Origin of the sequence: Corynebacterium sp. 51B, from assembly GCF_008930785.1 — a bacterium.
Lineage (GTDB): Bacteria > Actinomycetota > Actinomycetes > Mycobacteriales > Mycobacteriaceae > Corynebacterium > Corynebacterium megadyptis.
Window position 1 is genome coordinate 1 of record NZ_PQMK01000005.1, and the last position, 17,266, is coordinate 17,266.

General features: G+C 63.1%; 16 protein-coding genes. 8 read left to right on the top strand and 8 right to left on the bottom strand.

Annotated features, from left to right (window positions below; all coding sequences use genetic code 11):
- On the bottom strand, positions 1-1,918 hold a 1,918-nt coding region (locus tag GBB14_RS06805; protein ID WP_151588407.1), incomplete at its 3' end, for a DNA polymerase III subunit gamma and tau.
- A gap of 147 nt (positions 1,919-2,065) precedes the next feature.
- Here GBB14_RS06805 and GBB14_RS06810 point away from each other — a divergent pair.
- Entirely contained in the window at positions 2,066-2,779 is a 714-nt protein-coding gene (locus tag GBB14_RS06810; RefSeq protein ID WP_225976627.1) for an aldose epimerase, read from the top strand.
- 88 nt (positions 2,780-2,867) lie between these two features.
- On the opposite strand, the gene GBB14_RS06815 is transcribed toward GBB14_RS06810, so the two are convergent.
- On the bottom strand, positions 2,868-3,899 hold the full coding sequence (locus GBB14_RS06815) for an aspartate-semialdehyde dehydrogenase (RefSeq protein ID WP_151530411.1): 1,032 nt from the start codon (positions 3,897-3,899) through the stop codon (positions 2,868-2,870).
- Between the two features lie 131 nt (positions 3,900-4,030).
- Entirely contained in the window at positions 4,031-4,960 is a 930-nt protein-coding gene (locus tag GBB14_RS06820) for a LysR family transcriptional regulator (protein ID WP_151530410.1), read from the bottom strand.
- A gap of 92 nt (positions 4,961-5,052) precedes the next feature.
- Between GBB14_RS06820 and GBB14_RS06825 the strand changes: the two genes are divergently transcribed.
- From GBB14_RS06825 to GBB14_RS06845, 5 genes are all read left to right on the top strand, one after another.
- Positions 5,053-6,312 (top strand): MFS transporter, encoded by a 1,260-nt coding sequence (locus tag GBB14_RS06825; protein WP_151530409.1) that lies wholly within the window; start codon positions 5,053-5,055, stop codon positions 6,310-6,312.
- A gap of 48 nt (positions 6,313-6,360) precedes the next feature.
- Positions 6,361-8,970 carry a multicopper oxidase domain-containing protein gene (locus GBB14_RS06830; protein ID WP_151530408.1) on the top strand — a complete coding sequence of 870 codons (2,610 nt, stop codon included), beginning with the start codon at positions 6,361-6,363 and terminating at the stop codon, positions 8,968-8,970.
- A gap of 157 nt (positions 8,971-9,127) precedes the next feature.
- Positions 9,128-9,760 carry a DUF6474 family protein gene (locus GBB14_RS06835; protein ID WP_151530407.1) on the top strand — a complete coding sequence of 211 codons (633 nt, stop codon included), beginning with the start codon at positions 9,128-9,130 and terminating at the stop codon, positions 9,758-9,760.
- A gap of 320 nt (positions 9,761-10,080) precedes the next feature.
- Positions 10,081-10,428 carry an Lsr2 family protein gene (locus GBB14_RS06840; RefSeq protein ID WP_151530406.1) on the top strand — a complete coding sequence of 116 codons (348 nt, stop codon included), beginning with the start codon at positions 10,081-10,083 and terminating at the stop codon, positions 10,426-10,428.
- A 115-nt stretch (positions 10,429-10,543) separates the two neighbouring features.
- Positions 10,544-11,140: a DUF2020 domain-containing protein gene (locus GBB14_RS06845; protein WP_225976628.1), complete on the top strand. Its 597-nt coding sequence runs from the start codon at positions 10,544-10,546 to the stop codon at positions 11,138-11,140.
- A gap of 3 nt (positions 11,141-11,143) precedes the next feature.
- Here GBB14_RS06845 and GBB14_RS10610 read toward each other — a convergent pair whose 3' ends face one another.
- On the bottom strand, positions 11,144-11,296 hold the full coding sequence (locus GBB14_RS10610) for a hypothetical protein (RefSeq protein WP_192796170.1): 153 nt from the start codon (positions 11,294-11,296) through the stop codon (positions 11,144-11,146).
- On the bottom strand, positions 11,297-12,130 hold the full coding sequence (locus tag GBB14_RS06850; protein ID WP_151530404.1) for a class E sortase: 834 nt from the start codon (positions 12,128-12,130) through the stop codon (positions 11,297-11,299).
- A 204-nt stretch (positions 12,131-12,334) separates the two neighbouring features.
- On the opposite strand from GBB14_RS06850, the gene yidC reads away from it, so the two are divergent.
- Complete coding sequence (gene yidC, locus GBB14_RS06855; protein WP_151530403.1) at positions 12,335-13,915, top strand: membrane protein insertase YidC; 1,581 nt, start codon at positions 12,335-12,337, stop codon at positions 13,913-13,915.
- A 13-nt stretch (positions 13,916-13,928) separates the two neighbouring features.
- Here yidC and GBB14_RS06860 read toward each other — a convergent pair whose 3' ends face one another.
- The 3 genes from GBB14_RS06860 to GBB14_RS06870 all read right to left on the bottom strand — a co-directional run bounded on the left by GBB14_RS06860 (position 13,929) and on the right by GBB14_RS06870 (position 16,195).
- Positions 13,929-14,567 carry a TetR/AcrR family transcriptional regulator gene (locus GBB14_RS06860; protein WP_151530402.1) on the bottom strand — a complete coding sequence of 213 codons (639 nt, stop codon included), beginning with the start codon at positions 14,565-14,567 and terminating at the stop codon, positions 13,929-13,931.
- A 300-nt stretch (positions 14,568-14,867) separates the two neighbouring features.
- A complete protein-coding gene (locus GBB14_RS06865) occupies positions 14,868-15,125 on the bottom strand; it encodes a GlsB/YeaQ/YmgE family stress response membrane protein (protein WP_151530401.1) in 258 nt (85 codons plus the stop codon).
- Between the two features lie 167 nt (positions 15,126-15,292).
- Positions 15,293-16,195, bottom strand: coding sequence for a universal stress protein (locus tag GBB14_RS06870; RefSeq protein WP_151530400.1), 903 nt, complete (start codon positions 16,193-16,195; stop codon positions 15,293-15,295).
- A gap of 394 nt (positions 16,196-16,589) precedes the next feature.
- Here GBB14_RS06870 and GBB14_RS06875 point away from each other — a divergent pair, with 394 nt between their 5' ends.
- Positions 16,590-17,255, top strand: a complete 666-nt coding sequence (locus tag GBB14_RS06875; protein ID WP_151550528.1) for a hypothetical protein — start codon at positions 16,590-16,592, stop codon at positions 17,253-17,255.
- The last annotated feature ends 11 nt before the right edge of the window (positions 17,256-17,266 follow it).

Genomic DNA, 17,266 nt, shown 5'->3' on the forward strand with positions numbered 1-17,266 from the left:
TTTCCTGCCAGCGTCGCCGCGGCGGAGCTTCCTTCTTCTTCTTTTCCGGTTCCGGTTCGCGCTCCGGGGCGGAGGTGCCGGGCTCGGGAGGTAGCTGCGGGGGCACCCAGCCACCGGGCGCACGTCGGGCGGGGCGGGCCGGTTCCTCCTCGTCAGCGTCGCTGTCCTCGGACTCGGTGGGCGTGGCCGCAGGGGCCGGCGCGCGCGTCCCGATCACGCAGCTGACCGTCACCGTCGCGCCCGTCACCTGCTCGACGGCCTGGGCAATCACCGCGGCGTGCTCGGGCGCGGAGAGCCGCGCCGCCAGCGCTCCCGTGTGGTGGCCGAGCTGCAGCGTCTCTGGGGTCTCCTCCAGTACTTGGGCTTCGGCGATCATCACGCCCGTACGCGCATTGGCGCTGAAGATCGCGCTGCGAATCTCCGGCCACTGCTGGGCAATGCTCTGCTGTGTGTCCGCAGCGCTTGTCGACGCCTCCTCGCGGCGCTCCTCCCGCTCCGGCGTGGCAGTGGGCTCGGCGGCGGCTTCAGCGGCGGGCGTGGGCTCAGCGGCGGGTTCCGGTGCAGCAGGCGTGGGCTCGGGCTGCTGCGGGGCCGCAGCGGGCGCGGCTTTCTGCTGCTCTGCTTTCTGCTGCGCTTGCTGTTCGCGTTCCCGCTGCTCGCGTTCCCGTTGTTCCCGCTGCTCGCGCACGGATTTCCGCTCAAAACGCCGGGATGGCTTTTTCTCCTCACCCTCGCTCTGGCCGCCGCGCGGCATGGCAGCGGCCCCAGCCGCAGCTGTGGCCCCGCCGGCGGTGCCGAGGGCAGTTCCGGCGCTTCCTGCGGTGGCAGCAGGCAGCATGAGCTTGGCGCACATGACCTCTAGCAGGAGCCGGGCGGAGGTGGCGCCGCGCATATCGCTGAGCCCCTCGTTGGTCAGCGCGGCCATGCGGGCCAGCTGTTCCGGGCTGAAGCGTTCGGCCTGTTCGGCCAGCACCTCTTCGCGGCCAGTGGGCACATCCACCAGCCCGTGGTTCATGGCGTCGTGCACGGTGCGCACCACCATGAGATCGCGCAGGCGGTTGAGCAGGTCGAGGGCGAATTGGCGGGGCTCGAAGCCACCTTCGATCACGTCGTCGACAGTGGCAAACATGGCGGAATAATCTTCGCTGGCTAGGGCCTCCACGGCGGCGTCGAGAAGCGAATCATTGGTCACTCCTAGCAGCAGCACGGCCTGCTCATAGCTCAGTCCCTCCGGCCCGGCGCCGGCGAGTAGCTGGTCCAGGATGGACAGCGAATCGCGCGGGGAACCGCCGCCCGAGCGGATCACCAGCGGATACACGGCATCATCTACCTGGGCGTTCTCGGCCGCCACGGTGCGTTCCAGCAGCCCGCGCATCGCCATGGGGGTGAGCAGGCGGAAAGGATAGTGGTGGGTACGCGAGCGGATGGTGCTGATCACCTTTTCCGGCTCGGTGGTGGCGAAGATGAAAATGAGGTGCTCTGGCGGCTCCTCCACGATTTTCAGCAGCGCATTGGAGCCCTCGGTGGTGATCATGTGCGCCTCGTCGATGATGAACACCCGATAGCGCGACTCCGCCGGTGCGTAGTAGGCGCGATCGCGCAGCTCGCGCATATCGTCCACGCCGCGGTGGCTGGCGGCGTCGAGTTCGGTGACATCGAGGTTGCCGGGCCCACCCGGGGCCAGGGACACGCACGAAGGGCACACCCCACACGGAGTGGAGGTGGGGCCGTTTACGCAGTTTAAGGAGCGCGCCATGATGCGCGCGGAGGAGGTTTTACCGCAGCCCCGCGGCCCCGAGAACAAATAGGCATGGTTAATGCGGCCAGAGTCGAGCGCCACCGACAGCGGTTGGGTGACGTGCTCTTGGCCGACAACTTCTGCGAAGGACGCGGGACGGTACTTGCGATAGAGAGCCACGGTACGGAAGTGTACCCGTTCACCTTCTTTCCTCCCCCGCTGTGTGGCTACTCGCCGTGCGCTCGGCGCGGGCAGCTCAGGCGCTGCAGCCGCAGTGGGCGTCGGCACGCATCGGCCATGCTGGGATGGGGGCTAAACTGAGGGGTTATGAGCCTTCAGACGAGTCTGTCCATGCCGGCCGGGCACGGCCATCTTGAGTCCGCGCGTCACTCCAGCGGGGAACTGCTGTTCATGTCAGAGCTGGCGGATTTCAGCGAGAATAGTTCGATTCGGGGCGGGGTTCCGGTGATCGCGCCGTGGTTTTCGAAGGATCTGGGCCACGATGAGCTGCAGCACGGCTGGGCGCGGCGCATCCAGTGGGAGGTGCAGGACACCACCGGCGGCATCGATGCCCGCTGTACCCACGATGGCTGGGATCTGCGTTTTTCCGCGCAGCACACCGAGCAGGGTTTCGCGCTGATGCTGCGGGCGCACAATCTCACGGAGTATCGCCGCCTCATCCAGCTGGCGTTTCACCCCTATTTTTTGGTCGATGATGTCACCGGCACGGAGGTCGCAGGCGCAGAGCGCCGCTGGCTTTTCGACGGCACCGCCACGGACGAGCGCGTCGCCACCGAGCAGTATTCTCCCTTCACCATCAGCGATGGTGCGCGCACGCTGACCATCACCTCCCAGGGCACCGATCACGTGGTGGTGTGGAATCCGGGGGCGGCCGCCGATGAGAACATCGGGGATCTGCAGCAGGGCGATTGGAAGCGCTTTGTGTGCGTGGAGCCGGCGCTGCTGGGGCCGGACTCGGCGGGGCATTCGGTGGGGCCGGAGGATTGGGCCGCCATCGGTATGACGGTGAAGGTGAGCTAGCCCAGCTTTCCTACCCGCTGATACGCCACAGCCACCGACTGCCCTAGGGGCGAGTCGGTGGCTGAGCTATGCGCGGCTCTGTGGGTGTTTAGACCAACAGTTCGGCGATCTGGATGGTATTCAGTGCTGCGCCCTTGCGCAGGTTATCGCCGGAGACCACGAGGATCAGGCCCTTGTTATCGTCCACGGTCTGGTCCTGGCGGATACGACCCACGAGCGAGGGGTCGGTGCCGGCGGCGGCCAGCGGGGTGGGCACGTCTACTAGCTCCACACCGGGGGCATCGGCCAGCAGCTGCTTGGCTTCCTCCACGCTGAGAGAGTTCTCAAACTGGGCATGGATGGTCAGGGTGTGGCCGGTAAAGACGGGGATGCGCACGCAGGTGCCGGAGACGCGCAGCTCGGGGATGCCGAGGATCTTGCGGGACTCGTTGCGCAGCTTCTGCTCCTCATCGGTTTCGAGGGAGCCATCGTCGACCATATTGCCGGCCAGCGGCACGGCGTTGAAGGCGATCGGGGCCACATAGGGGCCGAGATCGGTGGGATTGAGCACGGAGCCGTCGAGAGCGAGCTGCTCGGCGGAGGCCTCCACTGCTCGGGTTTGCTCGGCCAGCGCCTGCACCCCGGCCAAGCCGGAGCCGGACACAGCCTGGTAGGAGGAGACGTGCAGCACCTTCAGCCCGGCCTTGTCATGCAGCGGCTTGAGCACCGGCATCGCGGCCATGGTGGTGCAGTTCGGGTTGGCGATGATGCCCTTGGGCACCTCGTCCTTGGCCTCCGGGTTCACCTCGGAGACGATCAGCGGCACCTCCTCGTCCTTGCGCCATGCGGAGGAGTTATCCACCACGGTGGCACCGGCCTCGGCGAAGAGCGGGGCGTACTGCTTGGAGGTGGAGCCGCCCGCAGAGAACAAGGCGATGTCGATGCCCTGCAGCGATTCCACGGTGGCCTCGGCGAGGTCCTCGACCTCCACGTCCTTACCGTCGTAGGTGAGGGTGGTGCCGGCGGAGCGCTTGGAGGCGAAGAAGCGGATAGCGTCGAGCGGGAAGTTGCGCTCTTCGAGCAGGGTGCGCATCACGCGACCGACCTGGCCGGTGGCGCCAACTACTGCGACAGTCGTCATGGGGAATCAGCCGCCCTTTCTGAAGACGGTAGAGGACATACAGTGGCTACTTATGCTACGCGCGCCCTAGCTAAGGGCCAATGAAGGGCCCGTTATTCGGGTGAAATCTCACATCCCGCCGCGGCGCTGGGCTACTCGGGCTGGCCAGCGGGCGGAATTTTCTCCAGCACCCAGCGTCGAAACTGCTCCGCCGCGGGGGTGAGTTCCCCCGTGGCGCGCCACACGAGGCCGAGCTCGCGGTAGCAGGCCGGGCGCAGCGGGCGCAGCACGAATCCCTGTTGGGCTGTCCCGCCGGTCAGATAAGGATCGTTCATCGGCAGCAGCGCCACTCCCAGCCCCGCGCTCACCAGCCCGGCCACGGTGGACAGCTCCATGGAGTCGAAGGCCACCGGCGCGGTAATCCCGGAGGCGGCCACGAGATCATCGAGCAATTGGCGGGTGCCATAGCCCAGTTTGGTGGCGATAAAGGGCTGACCGTCCACCTCCTGCATGGTGATCGGCGCCGAGCCAGGCGCGGCCAAGCGATGGCCGATGGGGCAGGCCACAGCCAAGGGCTGCCGGTAGAGCTGACGCCAGTGCAGAGCGTCGGCGGCAACCCCGCGGGGTTGCGGCCCGACCAGGGCCAGGTCGGCCTCATCGGCGTGCACCCGCTCGATCAGTCCCGAGGCGGGGCCTTGGTGCAGGGCGAAGTGCACCCCTGGGTGGGCGCGGCGATAGTCGCGGATGAGATCCGGCACCATCCACGTGCCCAGCGAGTGCATGAAGTCGAGGCGGATGGTGCCATGTTCGGGATCGAGCAGCCGTGAAATATCCAGCTGGGTGGCATCGAAGCGGGCGATGATGCTCTCCGCGGCGCGGCGCAGCGTCTCGCCGCGGGTATTGATCACGAGGGTGCGGCCGCGGCGCTCGAAGAGTTCGGCTCCCACCTCGCGTTCGACGCGCTGCAGCACGCGCGTCACGGTGGGTTGGGCCATGCCGAGTTCATCAGCGGTGGCGGTGATGTGCTGATTGCGGGCGATGGCCACAAATACCCGCAGGTCCTCGATGCTCACAGAGCTCATATGCCCTCCCCGAGGCTATATACCGAAAATGCATGGAACTTCTCTTTTTTCTACATTTTACTAATCATCGCCGTTAGCGCACCATGGTGTGCATGTCCGTCACACCTCCGAGCCGCCCCGCATCTGCGGACGGCACCAGCAGTGCCGACGCCGCCACGCTGCCGCCTGGCCTCGAGCGCACCGACCCCGACTATCGCCGCGTCTTGGGAGCGACCCTCGCGGCGGGTCTCGCGGCCTTCAACACGCTCTATTGCACGCAGGCGATGCTGCCGCGGCTGACCACCGCCTTCGAGATCACCCCCACGATCAGCGCGCTCACGGTCTCCGCGACCACCGGTGCGCTCGCGCTGTGCGTCGTACCGGCCTCGATCCTCTCGGAGCGCTTTGGGCGGGGGCGGATCATGACGATCTCGTTGATCGCCAGCATCCTCATCGGACTGCTCCTCCCCTTCTCCCCGACGGCCACCTGGCTGATTATTGGCCGCGGCCTCCAAGGGGCGATGATCGCCGGCGTGCCCGCAGTGGCCATGGCGCTGCTCTCGGAGGAACTCGCCCCCGCCGCGCTCGCGAAGGCGATCGGTGTCTATATCGCCGGTACCTCCCTCGGCGGGCTCTCCGGCCGCCTCATCCCCGCCGGCGTCCTCGAACTGTCCACGTGGCGCTGGGCGCTCGGGGCCAATCTGCTCTTCGCCGGCATCTGCGCGATCATTGCGATCATCGCTCTGCCCCCGCAGCGCCGCTTCCAACCCAAAAAGCTCCGCTTCCGCGGCGAGCTGCAGGCCATGGCCGGGCACTGGAAAAACCCGCGGCTTGCGGGGCTCTTCCTCATCGCTGGGCTGGCCATGGGCGTATTCGTCTCGCTCTATAACTATGTGGGCTTCGTCCTCATCAACGATTTCGGGCTCAGCGAGGCGCTGGTCGGCGTGGTCTTCCTCCTCTACCTAGCGGGCACCTGGTCCTCGGCCCGGGCCGGGGTGTGGAGCAGCAAATATGGCCCCGGCATCACCCTGGTGTGCGGCGCCGGCACGTCCCTGATCGCGCTATTGGTGTGCCTCGCCCCGCAATTGGGCGTGCTTCTCGCGGCGATCCTGGTCTTTACCGCCGCCTTCTTCGTCGTCCACTCCACGGCCTCGGCCTGGGTGGGCCACACCGCCGTCGAGAACCGCGCCGAAGCCTCCAGCACGTACGTGGCCTGCTACTACTTGGGTTCTTCCGTGTTCGGCTGGCTATCTGGATTGCTTTTCGATGCCACCAGCTGGACCGGGCTGATCCTCGGCTTGGCCGCGGTGAGCACACTCACCCTCGGCATTGGCGGAGCGCTCTTTCTCGCTTCACGACGCTTCTATCCATAAGCCCTCCCCTAATTGGAGGCCGCATTTTCCACGGATAAACTCGTGACTATGAATGCTGGTGTGCTCCCCCTGCCCACTCCGTCGACCCACGCCGATACTCGTAGCCGCCGCGGGCGGCAGCGAGCACTGCCCGCTACAGTGTGGCTGATCGCGCTTGTCCTGATCTCAGTGGCGCATCCCTTCATCCCCCATAACCAGTGGGTGCTCACTCACACCTTCACCCTAGGCGTGCTGAGCAACTCCATTCTCATCTGGTCCTGCCAGTTCAGCGACCAGCTGCTGCACCTGCGCCCCACACCGGCCGTCTTCCGCACTCGGGCGTGGATCATCGGTGGGTTAAACCTCGGCATCGTGGGCGTGCTGCTCGGCCAGCTGCTCACCCCGGCACTGGACTGGGACGCCCCCGCCCTAAGTCTTGGCGCCACGATCGTCGCCCTCAGTGTGCTGGCTAATGCCCTCCACCTCATCCTGCTGCGTTGCAGCACCCGCCGCCCGCAGCGCTTTCGCCCCTCCCTGTGGCTATTTGTACTGGCCCATGGCGTCTTTGCTTATGACGTGCTCGATACCGCCCTCGCGCAGTTCAGCACGATCAGCGCCAAAACTGGCTCCACTGCGATCCTCGGGCACGTGATCACCAATGTCTTTGGCTTCGTCGGCCTGACCGCGGCCGGCGCAGCCGCACTGCTTTTCCCCACCATCTGGCGCGCCCAAGGCTCCTTTCGTTTCGATGGGCCCATCGCCGGTGCCCTCGGTAGCGGTATCGTGGTTGCCCTCTGTGGTCTGCGCCTGCAGCTTCTGCCGCTCGTCGGCGTGGGCCTGACCATCTACACCCTCGGCTGGCTGGGGCGTTGGCTCAGCTGGATTCCCGTGATGCGCGCAGTCCTCGCCGCCCCGCGCGATCGCATTACCTTCTCCTCACTGGCATTGGCCACCGCTCCCCTCTGGCTCATCGGCTCCACTGGCCTCCTCAGCGCCACTCTGCTGCGCGACCAGTCCCCCGACCTGCCCGTTCTAGCACTCCTGGTGGGCTTCGCCGCCCAGTTGCTGATCGGTACCCTCTCCTTCCTGCTTCCCAGCATGCTGGGCGGCGGCCCAGCCGCAGTCCGCGCTGGGCTGTATCGCCTCCAGACCGCGGGGCTGCTGCGCTGGACCATGCTCAATGGCGGCCTGCTGATCTGGCTGCTGCCGCTGGGCTCTAGCTGGTTGAAGGTGGCGGCCTCCATCCTGGCCACCGGTGCTCTCGCGGCCTTTTTGCCGCTGCTGCTGAGTTCCCGGCGCGCCCAACGGGCGGTGCTGGCCGGCACCCGCGAGGGCCCGACCCCACGCACCCACACCCCGGTGCACCAGATCACGGCGGGAATCGCCGTGCTGGCACTGCTGTGCAGCCTCTTCGCGCTCTCCTCCGCGGCAACGCCCGCACCGCCGTCCGGTATGGGCGCCACCGAGCAGAGCGGCACCACTGAGCTCACCGTGGAGGCACACGATATGCGCTTTAGCCCAGCGACACTCGCGGTACCGCGCGGACACCGCCTACTCCTGACGGTGCACAACACCGATAGCTCCCAGGTCCACGATCTGGTGCTCGCCACCGGGCAGGCCACCGGCCGCATCCCAGCGGGCGAGTCGGTACAGCTGGACGCTGGGGTGATCACGGGGCCGGTGGAAGGCTGGTGCTCGATCGCTGGACATAGGTTGCAGGGCATGACCCTACAGATCACCGTCGACGGCGATGCGCTCCCCGACGACGCTCCCACACCCCAGGCCGCCCCGTCGTCGGCGGCGGCGGTCACCCCGCCGGAGAAGATCGACCCCGCCATGGTTGCCGACCCAGAACTCGCCCCTGCGCCGTCCTCCACGGTGCACCGCCACACCATCGAGGTCAGCGAAACAGAGTTCCGCATTAATGACCGCACCCGCGGGCGCTGGACGTTCGATGGCGGGCTGAGCGGGCCAACTCTGCGCGGCCGTGTCGGCGACATCTTCGAAATCACCCTGATTAACAACGGCTCGATGAGCCACTCTGTGGACTTTCATGCCGGCATGGTCAGCCCCGATGAGGTGATGCGCGATATCGCCCCAGGAGAACAGCTGCTCTACCGTTTCCGCGCCGAACACGCGGGGGCGTGGCTCTATCACTGCGGTACCGCGCCGATGTCGCTGCATCTTGCGGCCGGAATGTTCGGCGCCGTCATCATCGACCCACCCGATCTAGCGCCCGTGGATCACGAGTACATTCTGGTCCAGTCCGAGGTCTATGGCCTCGACACCACCGCGGAGCATCCGGTAGACGAGGCCGCACTCCGCGACCTGCGGCCCGACGCCACGGTGTTTAATGGCCTCGAGTTCGGATATATGGCCGCGCCCTTGACCATGCGCCCCGGCCAGACTGCGCGCTTCTGGGTGGTTAATGCGGGGCCAAATATCGCCAGTAGCTTCCATATTGTGGGCACTCAGTTTCACACGATGTACAAGGAAGGCGCCTACCAGCTGCGCGACGCCGCGGGCAGTGGCGGCGGCCAGGCGCTCGGGCTCTTGGCCGCCCAAGGTGGATTTGTGGAGGCCCGCTTCCCAGAGGCCGGAACCTATACTTTTGTGAATCACCAGTTCATCGACGCAGAGCGCGGCGCCAAGGGGCGCATTATCGTCAGCGATCGCTAAGCAGGGGCGCATCCGCGCCCACCTGCCGCCGGCACCGTTCGAGGAATCTGAGAATCCACACTGTAGACTTGGGCGCAGAATAGAGAGACACGGTATTCTCAACCGGCAGAAGACAACGCCCCACACCTGTGGGGCTCAATGCAGCAAGGAGTGCAGCATGGGTTTGTTTCGCAAAATCCGAAAGGCACGCTTAAAGTCCAAGGCCGAAATCAAGGCCGCTAAGGCGCGCGCCAAGAAGGAAGCCAAGGAGGCCGCAAAGCTGGAGTACAAGCGCAATAAGCTCCTCGCTAAGCAGGAAAAGAACCTGCTCAAGGCGGATCATAAGGGCATGAAGAACAAGCGCAAGCACGAGCGTAAGCGCGCCCAACAAGAGCTGGATAAGATCAAGGCCGGCAAGTTCAATAAAAAGAACGCGAAGCGTTATGCTGGTTTCGCCCGCACCTTGGCGCCACTTTTGCTGCCGCTGGTCTATCGGGGTATCACTTGGGTCAAGGAACAGCGCATTCAGCGGCGCTCCCGCAAGCTCGGAGTCGCGCCGGATCAGCTGGCACAGTTCAACGGCCACGGCGCAGCCGTCAAGGCCCGTATCGCGGGTATCAGCGCCAACATGGAGAAGTCCTCGTTGCCCCGTGGTTTTGTGATGGATGTCGAGGATCGGCTAAAGGAGCTGGACGCCGCCGTGGATAACGCGGAATTTATGACCGTCGAGCAGCGCCGTCGCTCCCACTCCTCCATTAATCGCGATCTCGACCAGATCATGCACGAGATCAATTCCAAGCTGAAGTCTTAACCGCCCGTCTCGCGGCTCCTCACCTCCCCGTAGACCGCCCACTCTGCCTCCCCCACACCGAGGAGTGCCAGCGTGGGCGATTTTTTCGCCCGGACAATTGCAGGGCCTTTAGGTTTTGCTCAGTAATTATGGATAGCGTTCTCATATAAAATATATACGCAAAGTGTTTTCCCGGCGAAATTAATTGCAGAAAGCAATTCTTCTTGTATTATTGTCTTTAGGTAGCACGCGGTGTCAGATATGCCCTATACATAGTGCACCGCACACAGCTACAACAAAGACAGCGAACGAAGAATCGTTTGAGGAGAGGTAGAAACATCATGGCCCGTAGAGAAGTCACCCAGTATTTTGATGATCTCGATCAGACCCCGCTGGAAGAGGACGCCGTCCATATCGTCCACTTCGCCGTCGAGGGTCGCGAGTATGTGCTGGATTTGTCGGCAGAAAACGCCGCCAAGTTCCGCCAGGACATGCAGCCGTACATGACTGCCGGCCGCGCCGTGAGCACCGCAGGTCGCGGCCGCCGCAAGGCCGCTGCTGCGACCGGGCGGAATAACCAGTCCCGCGAAATCCGCAAGTGGGCGCAAGACAATGGTTACAAGGTCGCCGCGCGCGGAAAAATCCCCCAAGAGGTCTACGACGCCTACTATGAGGCCCATGCCAAGTAGAGTTTAAGGTGGATTTTCCTCTCTGAGCCCAACTCAGCCCCCTCACCGTACTGATCCCAGTAATGTGGAGGGCTGAGTTTTTTTATTCGCACTCTCTAGTCGAAGGATGGACCCCGTGACTATTCGCCGCCTCCGCCAGCTCCCGCTACTTTTCGGCACCGTTGTGGCCCTTGGTCTGGCAGGATGCACCGACTCCTCCCCCGCCCCGAGCCCAGAAACCGACGCGGCGGAAGATAGCAGCGAGGAGGCGTCGACAAGCGATGTGCAGCCCGCCCTAGCAGTGGACACCATCCCCGAGGCGCCCCGTGGTACTGGCGAGCAATGCCCCTATCTGGATACGCAATTTGTGGCCAATACCAATGGCCAGCGCGTGCTCGACCAGGGCCTAGATACCCGTTTTGATCCCCCGGCCTGCGTTTTTTGGTCCTATGGGGATAATCCGCAGATGCTGGTGAGTGTGCGCCATAACGAAAATGAGGCCATCGCCCGCCAGGTGGTGGATTGGGCGGCGCCAGTGGGCTCCACCGAGCCAGCCGAACGGCCCGCCGGTTTTCAGGGCGGGCGCGGCAGCCTCGGCTCATCCGGGCTGGAGGGCTACTCGGTGTACGCGGTAGCGAAGGGCACCACCAGCGTGGTGGTGTTCAGCGATCAGGAACAAACCATCAAGCCCGAGTCGATCGCGGAGGATGTCATCTCCAACCTCGGGCTCTAGGGCCTAGACGGATACGTCGTTATAGGGCAGCAGCGGCGAGATCATTGGGAACACCAGGTCCATCAAGAGGAAGAACACGCCGACCAAAAGAGCGATGAGCAAAATGAGCTTCACCGGCCACGGGCCGGGCAGCAAGCGCCAGATCCATCCATACATTTAGCGTTCCTCCAGCTCCGGCGGGGTGAATCCGCCCTGTTTATCGTAGTGGGCCACCTGCATGGCGTGAATAATCATGCGCTCCGCATTAGAGAATTGCGGGTGGCAGGTGGTCATGGTCATCAGCGCCTCAGCGTTGAGGGCAGCTGGGTCATCATCCGTCACCCCGGGGATGGTCTCCAGAACGGAGACGTTCGTCGGCGTCGTGATGGTGCGGCCATAGACCGAGTGATAGTCGCCCGAGGCGATGCGCTGGCGCTGCTCCGGGGTGAAGCAGTCGGTGCGCTGATCGCCGTCATCCATCGGCAGCACCCGATAGATCTCCCAGGTGTCCTGGGTCTCCACCACCACGGCATCACAGGTATTGAGCTTGCCGAGATCATTAAAGGGCGCGCCCTTACCCACGCGGTGGCCCGCGATGGCGAAGTTACCGGCCTCACCGGGCATCTCGGTCTCGGTATAGCGGCCAGGCCCCGAGAGCAGCGTGTGATCGTCGGTGCCCTCCAGAATGGCGAAATGATAGTCCGAGCCGAAACTCGGCACATACATGCGCGCGAAGGCATCGCCCAGCTCGGGCACCTTCTTCTGACGCGGATTCGACCACTGGTGATCGAGCTCTTCATTGGCAGCGGCCTGCTTCTTGCCCGCCTCGAGATTCGTCCAATAGGCCTCGTAGTAGGCAAAGAGCAGGATCAGGACACCGATGGTCAGTAGCAGCTCACCAAGGATCTGCACGACACCGGGGCCATGAGAGCTCGGGGCACGGTGACAACCAGGGCGGGGCCGGCGGGAAGCCCGCACCGGCCTTCCAGATTTAGGGACAGGGGCACTCATAGATGGACATTTTAAGCCAGAGTGTCAAGGAGAGCACTATTCATACCGCGCCTCTCTGAGTGGTAGAGGCCGGCTGAGCAGCAGACATGGGATGTGTTTTCAGACAACTCATCGGCCTCAGCCGCAGCCCAGGGGTGGGAACACGCGGGCAAACCTATAGAGTTATGGGGGAGATTTTATACTTATTATCAGTAGGAGAATTCGATGGTTGATGCTCTCGTATTCCCCGTCTCTGGGGTAATGAAGCTCTGGCATATCCTGCTTCATGATGGGCTCGGGTTGAACGAATCCCGCGCCTGGCTATTCACCATCTTCGGTCTGATTATCACCGTCCGACTCTCCATCTTCCCCTTCTTCTGGAAACAACAGAAGAACAGCCGCATGTCCTATAAGCTGCGCCCCCAGCTCGCGGCGCTGCGCAAGGAATACGGTCTGGTAACCGACCCCGTCACACTCAAAGAGCAGAAACGCAAACGCAAGCAGCTCTACAAGGAGAATCAGTACTCGGCCACGGCCGGTTGCGTGCCGGCGCTCATCCAGATCCCCGTATTCATTGGTCTCTACCGGCTCATGCTGCGCATGGCGCGGCCCTCCGATGGCATCGAATCCGCCCACCACCCGCCTATCGGCATGCTTAGCTCCGAGGAGATGGCGAGCTTTTTGCAGGTGCGCATCCGCGATGTGCCAATCGCCTCCTACGTGGCTATGTCTGATGAGCAGTTTTCCCTGCTCAACACCAGCCACGACCAAGTGTTTCGCTTTGTTCTGCCGCTGGTGATCTGCGCCTCCGTGTTCACCACGATCAACATGGTCACCGCCTCGATCCGCAACTACTTCACCTTGGACTTCAACTCCCCGAGCGCGGTGAAGATGCAGAAGCTCATGCTGCCCTTCATGTTTATGGCGGCCATCTTCCCCATCTACTTCGGACTGCTCGGCCCCTTCCCCGTGGCCATCGCCATCTACTGGTTTGGCAATAACCTGTGGACGCTCACCCAGTCCATGACCACCATGGCGATCATGCACTACCGCTACCCGCTGAGCGAGGAGTTCATCGCCCACCGCGACCAGGGGCGCGAGAACTATCGCAAGAAGAAAGCCTTCTTCCGGCAGCGGAAATGGGGCGTGCGACGACGCCGCCTGCAGTGCATCACCGCCGGTGCATCCAAGCGGGAGCAGCTCCGCAAAGAGATCGCCATGATCGAAGAGCGGGGAAAAGCCTATGACGAGGCGGTAGCCAAAGCCAAGGCCCAAGCCAAGCAGGCCTCCAAGGCGCTGCGCACCGCGAAGAAAGAACACAAGCGGGCCCTCAAGCGCGGCGAGCCGCTACCCCAGCCGGCAACCACCACCGCAGACGCTGGACAGCAGGAGCAGGAGAAGCAGAAGCCGGCTCCCACCCAGAAGCCGAAGCCCCGAATGATCACGCTGCGGCTCGACGAGGAAACGATGGGCGCCCCCACTGCCAGCACGCGCCGGCAGACCCCGCGCACAGTACCCGCCATGGCGGAGATCACCCGCGCTGCGGATACGCCCGCACAGTCCGCGGCACCGCAGCCGGCACAGCCAGCACGGGCGCCGCAGCAGGCGCAGCAGCAGCGAAACACTAGCACCCCGGCACAGCCGGCGCAGCGCCCCACGCGGCGCACAGAGCCCTCCTCGCATGTGCTGCGGCGTAAGGATACGGCCACCGGCCCCAAGCAGCGCGTGATGCGGCACCTGAAGCCCCACCACGGGCGGCACCGTATGGCTGATGTGAATAAGCCGCGGCGACCGCGGCAGAGCTAGGCGTCGATAAGCGCTAAATGGCGTAGTCGGCGGGCGGTGCGCCGAGCAATTGCTTCGCTAGGTCGCGGGCGGTGAGCAGCGGCGCAATATCGTGGGTGAGCTTCGCCCCGGCGAGGCCGCCGTCGAGGAAGATGAGCAATTGATTGGCCAAGGACTCGCTGGGGTAGCCGTTTTTCTCGGTCAATAGCGCCGTCATGGTTTCATGCATCCATGCCCGATGGGTTAGAGCGGCGTTGATGATGCCCTGCTCGGATTCGTTTTCGGGGCGGGGATACTCGCTGGCGGCGTTTTGAAAGTGGGAGCCGCGGAAGTCTTTTTCCGGTTCATCCTCGATGGCCTTGGTGAAGAATGCGAGGATTTTCTTCTCGGGGTCCTCGTAATCGGCGACGCGCTCTTCCCAATCATTCCGCCAGTCCTGGTCCAGGGCCTCGAGATAAGCGATCACGAGGGCGTCTTTAGAGCCGAAAAGTGAATAAAGACTTGCCTTGGCCACATCGGCTTCACGGAGGACGCGATCAATGCCGATGACGCGGATACCCTCGGTGGTGAACAGCGCGGTGGCGCTGGCGAGGAGCCGCTCCCGTGGGCTCGGGCGATTCTTGCGTCGTGCCCGACCAGGCTTCTTGGTTCCTGCACCCTTTGCTGCTGCCATCGCTTTCTCCGCTCACCCTTCCTTACTGTGTGCCACACCAGAGGTTCTAGTGCGCTGAGCGCCACCCCTGCGCGATATAGACGCACCGGTCTGTTTTATGTCTCTCCTAGCAGCATATCGTGTTTGCGGCGGGCCGTGGTAGCGAATCGGCGCCAGCGTGAATCCACCCCGCGCCGGGCGCGCTCTACGGCGTGTATCTTCAACCTTCAGCGCATGAAAAAGCCGCCGGGTTCTTCCCCGACGGCTTTAAACATGATCTCGCTGTCACATCCTCAGGAAGGAGGCTGTAAGAGGGATCAACTAGTTCTTCTTGACCTTGCCCACAACCCACAGGAGGAGCACAGCGCCCAGCAAGCAGGTGATAAAGCTGCCCCACTTACCAGCTGGCTCAGCGCCTAGAATAAGACGGAGAATCAACCCGCCGATGAAACCGCCGGCAACACCGACGAGGATGTTCATGCCGATGCCCATCTGAGCATCGGTGCCCATGATCTTAGAGGCAATCCAGCCTGCGAGGCCACCGATAATGATCCATCCAATGAATCCAAGTTCGAGCATGTTATGTCCTTTCTTAGCGATGCCCGCCTTGTGCGAACATCAATACTTTTTAGTCATACATGGGTTGTATGGTGCTCCTACCCGTTTTACAGAGCAGAAACTCTAAAAGCTAGCCACAGGACATTCCGCACTCAAATCGTGTCCAAACCTTAATCTTAGGTTTGGCTTTATTCAGGATCGGAATCCGGGCGGACCACCATCATCGGGCACGGGGCGGACTGCAGCAGGGCTCGCGAGGTGGAGCCGAGCAGCATGCCCTTGAAGCCGCCGCGGCCATGGGAGCCCACTACGAGCAGCTGGGCGCCTTCGGCGGCGTCCACCAGCGCGCGTACCGGGCGATCGCGGGTGACGATCTTGTTCACCTTCACGTTCGGGTAGCGCTCGATGAAGGGAGCCAGACGCTCGTCCAGCATTTCTGCCTGCTCTCGCTCCACGCTCGCCCACTGCTGCTGAGCAGCGGCGAGTCCAGCAAGGGAGGTTTGCACCTGCATATCCATCCAAGTGTGCACCGCGTTCAGCTCAGCGCCGCGGGCATCCGCCTCAGCGAAAGCGTAGGCGGTGGCCTTTTCTGAAACTCCCGAGCCGTCCACACCGACGACCACGGGGCCGTACTTGGTGGAATCCAGCACCTGGCTGTCCTCACGGACCACCACGACCGGGTTATAGGAGTGGCTGACCACCGCGGCAGAGACCGAACCCATCACCATGCCGGACAGCCCACCCAAGCCGCGGGAACCCATGACGATCATGGTGACGTCCTTGGACATCTCCAGCAGCATGTCAATGGGCGAACCCTCAGCGATGGTGTGCCCGATCTTGATATCAGGTGCTACCTCGTGCGCGATCGCGCGGGCTTCTTCGATCTTCTCGAGAGTTTCCTTTTGCAGGTCGTCGAAAAGCTCCTGCGGCGGCACCATACCCTCTGCGTAGAGGAACTGAGGCATGGCATAGCTTGCGGCCAAACGAAGGGGCTCGCCGCGCTTCATAGCGGTGTTAGCGGCCCAGCGCACGGCGGTCTTGGAGGCCTCCGAGCCATCTACGGCAGCAACAATAATTTGCTCTTTGCTCATCGTGTATCGCCTTCCCAATCACGTGGCTTAATGTCACCTTCCAGCCTACCTGGATATAGCCCGTGGGGATAGTGTTTATAACCAGTTAGAGCCGGGTGGGGCCAATATCACCCACACACGGGCGTTAAGCGATCCACCCCGCCTTCCAAGCTGCCACCGGCCACCCTCAGCAGCGCCGTGGCACCCGCTTCGAGCGAATGCGTGGCGAGAGAGAATAGCTCCCGAACTCTCGAGCGAAGTCTGAGACTCACTACTATGCAGCGTTCTGAGATAGGAGCCATGGGCAGCGCGCTCGAAGTGGACCCCCTCCCCAACCTCCCCTCAGCCTTCAATGGAAGCCCCCCCCACAGCGCTCCGCCGCAACCACACACCTCAACCAGCTAGATTCACAAACATGAGCTGCAAACCAACACGTTCCCCAATCAGCGACATTGACCGCATCTTGCTATTCGAATGGCACGCTGCGCACTTGGAATCTTGGTACGAGACTATGTTTCCCAAAGAGTCCTCGATCAAATTTCCGGCTGGTATGAACACCAAAGAATTCCATGAGGTTTCGATGCTTTTTGCCCTGCTCAGAAAGTTCTACGGCGGAGACGACGCGGTCCGCATTGGAGCTGTCATCGAATCCATGTTGAAGGAGTTGCCAGGTAGCGAGCACACGCTCAGATCCAACTTGAAAAGGAAGCAGCACGAGTACCGGGAGTATATCGAGTTGTCAGCGGTAGACGTTGATCCGTCGACTCGAAGGCCCGAGGACATCATGTACGACATCACCTACGGGCTTTTAATCCACTCCGACCCCGAGCGCCAAGCAAGCCTGCTCAAGTCGCAGCGCGCCTATGTACATCTGGTAGCTGTGCTGAACAAGGGAAACGAACCCGTTATTGAGCTCCTGCGGACCATCCAACGGGCGCGAAAGGAGGGCACGCTCAAGCTTCCAGCCCCACATGAAGCCATTTGGGAACCATCCACGCCGACTCTGTATACGGCAGAAGAAATCGACGAGATTATCATGGGTACAGCGACCAGAGAGGTACAAGACCCTACGGAGAAATAATCCGACTCTCA

Bases quoted from the DNA above. Each gene is read 5' to 3' on its own strand.
- GBB14_RS06810 (WP_225976627.1), top strand. From the start codon at position 2,066: ATGAGCCTTCAGACGAGTCTGTCCATGCCGGCCGGGCACGGCCATCTT.
- GBB14_RS06815 (WP_151530411.1), bottom strand. From the start codon at position 3,899: ATGACGACTGTCGCAGTAGTTGGCGCCACCGGCCAGGTCGGTCGCGTG.
- GBB14_RS06820 (WP_151530410.1), bottom strand. From the start codon at position 4,960: ATGAGCTCTGTGAGCATCGAGGACCTGCGGGTATTTGTGGCCATCGCC.
- GBB14_RS06825 (WP_151530409.1), top strand. From the start codon at position 5,053: ATGTCCGTCACACCTCCGAGCCGCCCCGCATCTGCGGACGGCACCAGC.
- GBB14_RS06830 (WP_151530408.1), top strand. From the start codon at position 6,361: ATGAATGCTGGTGTGCTCCCCCTGCCCACTCCGTCGACCCACGCCGAT.
- GBB14_RS06835 (WP_151530407.1), top strand. From the start codon at position 9,128: ATGGGTTTGTTTCGCAAAATCCGAAAGGCACGCTTAAAGTCCAAGGCC.
- GBB14_RS06840 (WP_151530406.1), top strand. From the start codon at position 10,081: ATGGCCCGTAGAGAAGTCACCCAGTATTTTGATGATCTCGATCAGACC.
- GBB14_RS10610 (WP_192796170.1), bottom strand. From the start codon at position 11,296: ATGTATGGATGGATCTGGCGCTTGCTGCCCGGCCCGTGGCCGGTGAAG.
- GBB14_RS06850 (WP_151530404.1), bottom strand. From the start codon at position 12,130: ATGAGTGCCCCTGTCCCTAAATCTGGAAGGCCGGTGCGGGCTTCCCGC.
- yidC (WP_151530403.1), top strand. From the start codon at position 12,335: ATGGTTGATGCTCTCGTATTCCCCGTCTCTGGGGTAATGAAGCTCTGG.
- GBB14_RS06860 (WP_151530402.1), bottom strand. From the start codon at position 14,567: ATGGCAGCAGCAAAGGGTGCAGGAACCAAGAAGCCTGGTCGGGCACGA.
- GBB14_RS06865 (WP_151530401.1), bottom strand. From the start codon at position 15,125: ATGCTCGAACTTGGATTCATTGGATGGATCATTATCGGTGGCCTCGCA.
- GBB14_RS06870 (WP_151530400.1), bottom strand. From the start codon at position 16,195: ATGAGCAAAGAGCAAATTATTGTTGCTGCCGTAGATGGCTCGGAGGCC.
- GBB14_RS06875 (WP_151550528.1), top strand. From the start codon at position 16,590: ATGAGCTGCAAACCAACACGTTCCCCAATCAGCGACATTGACCGCATC.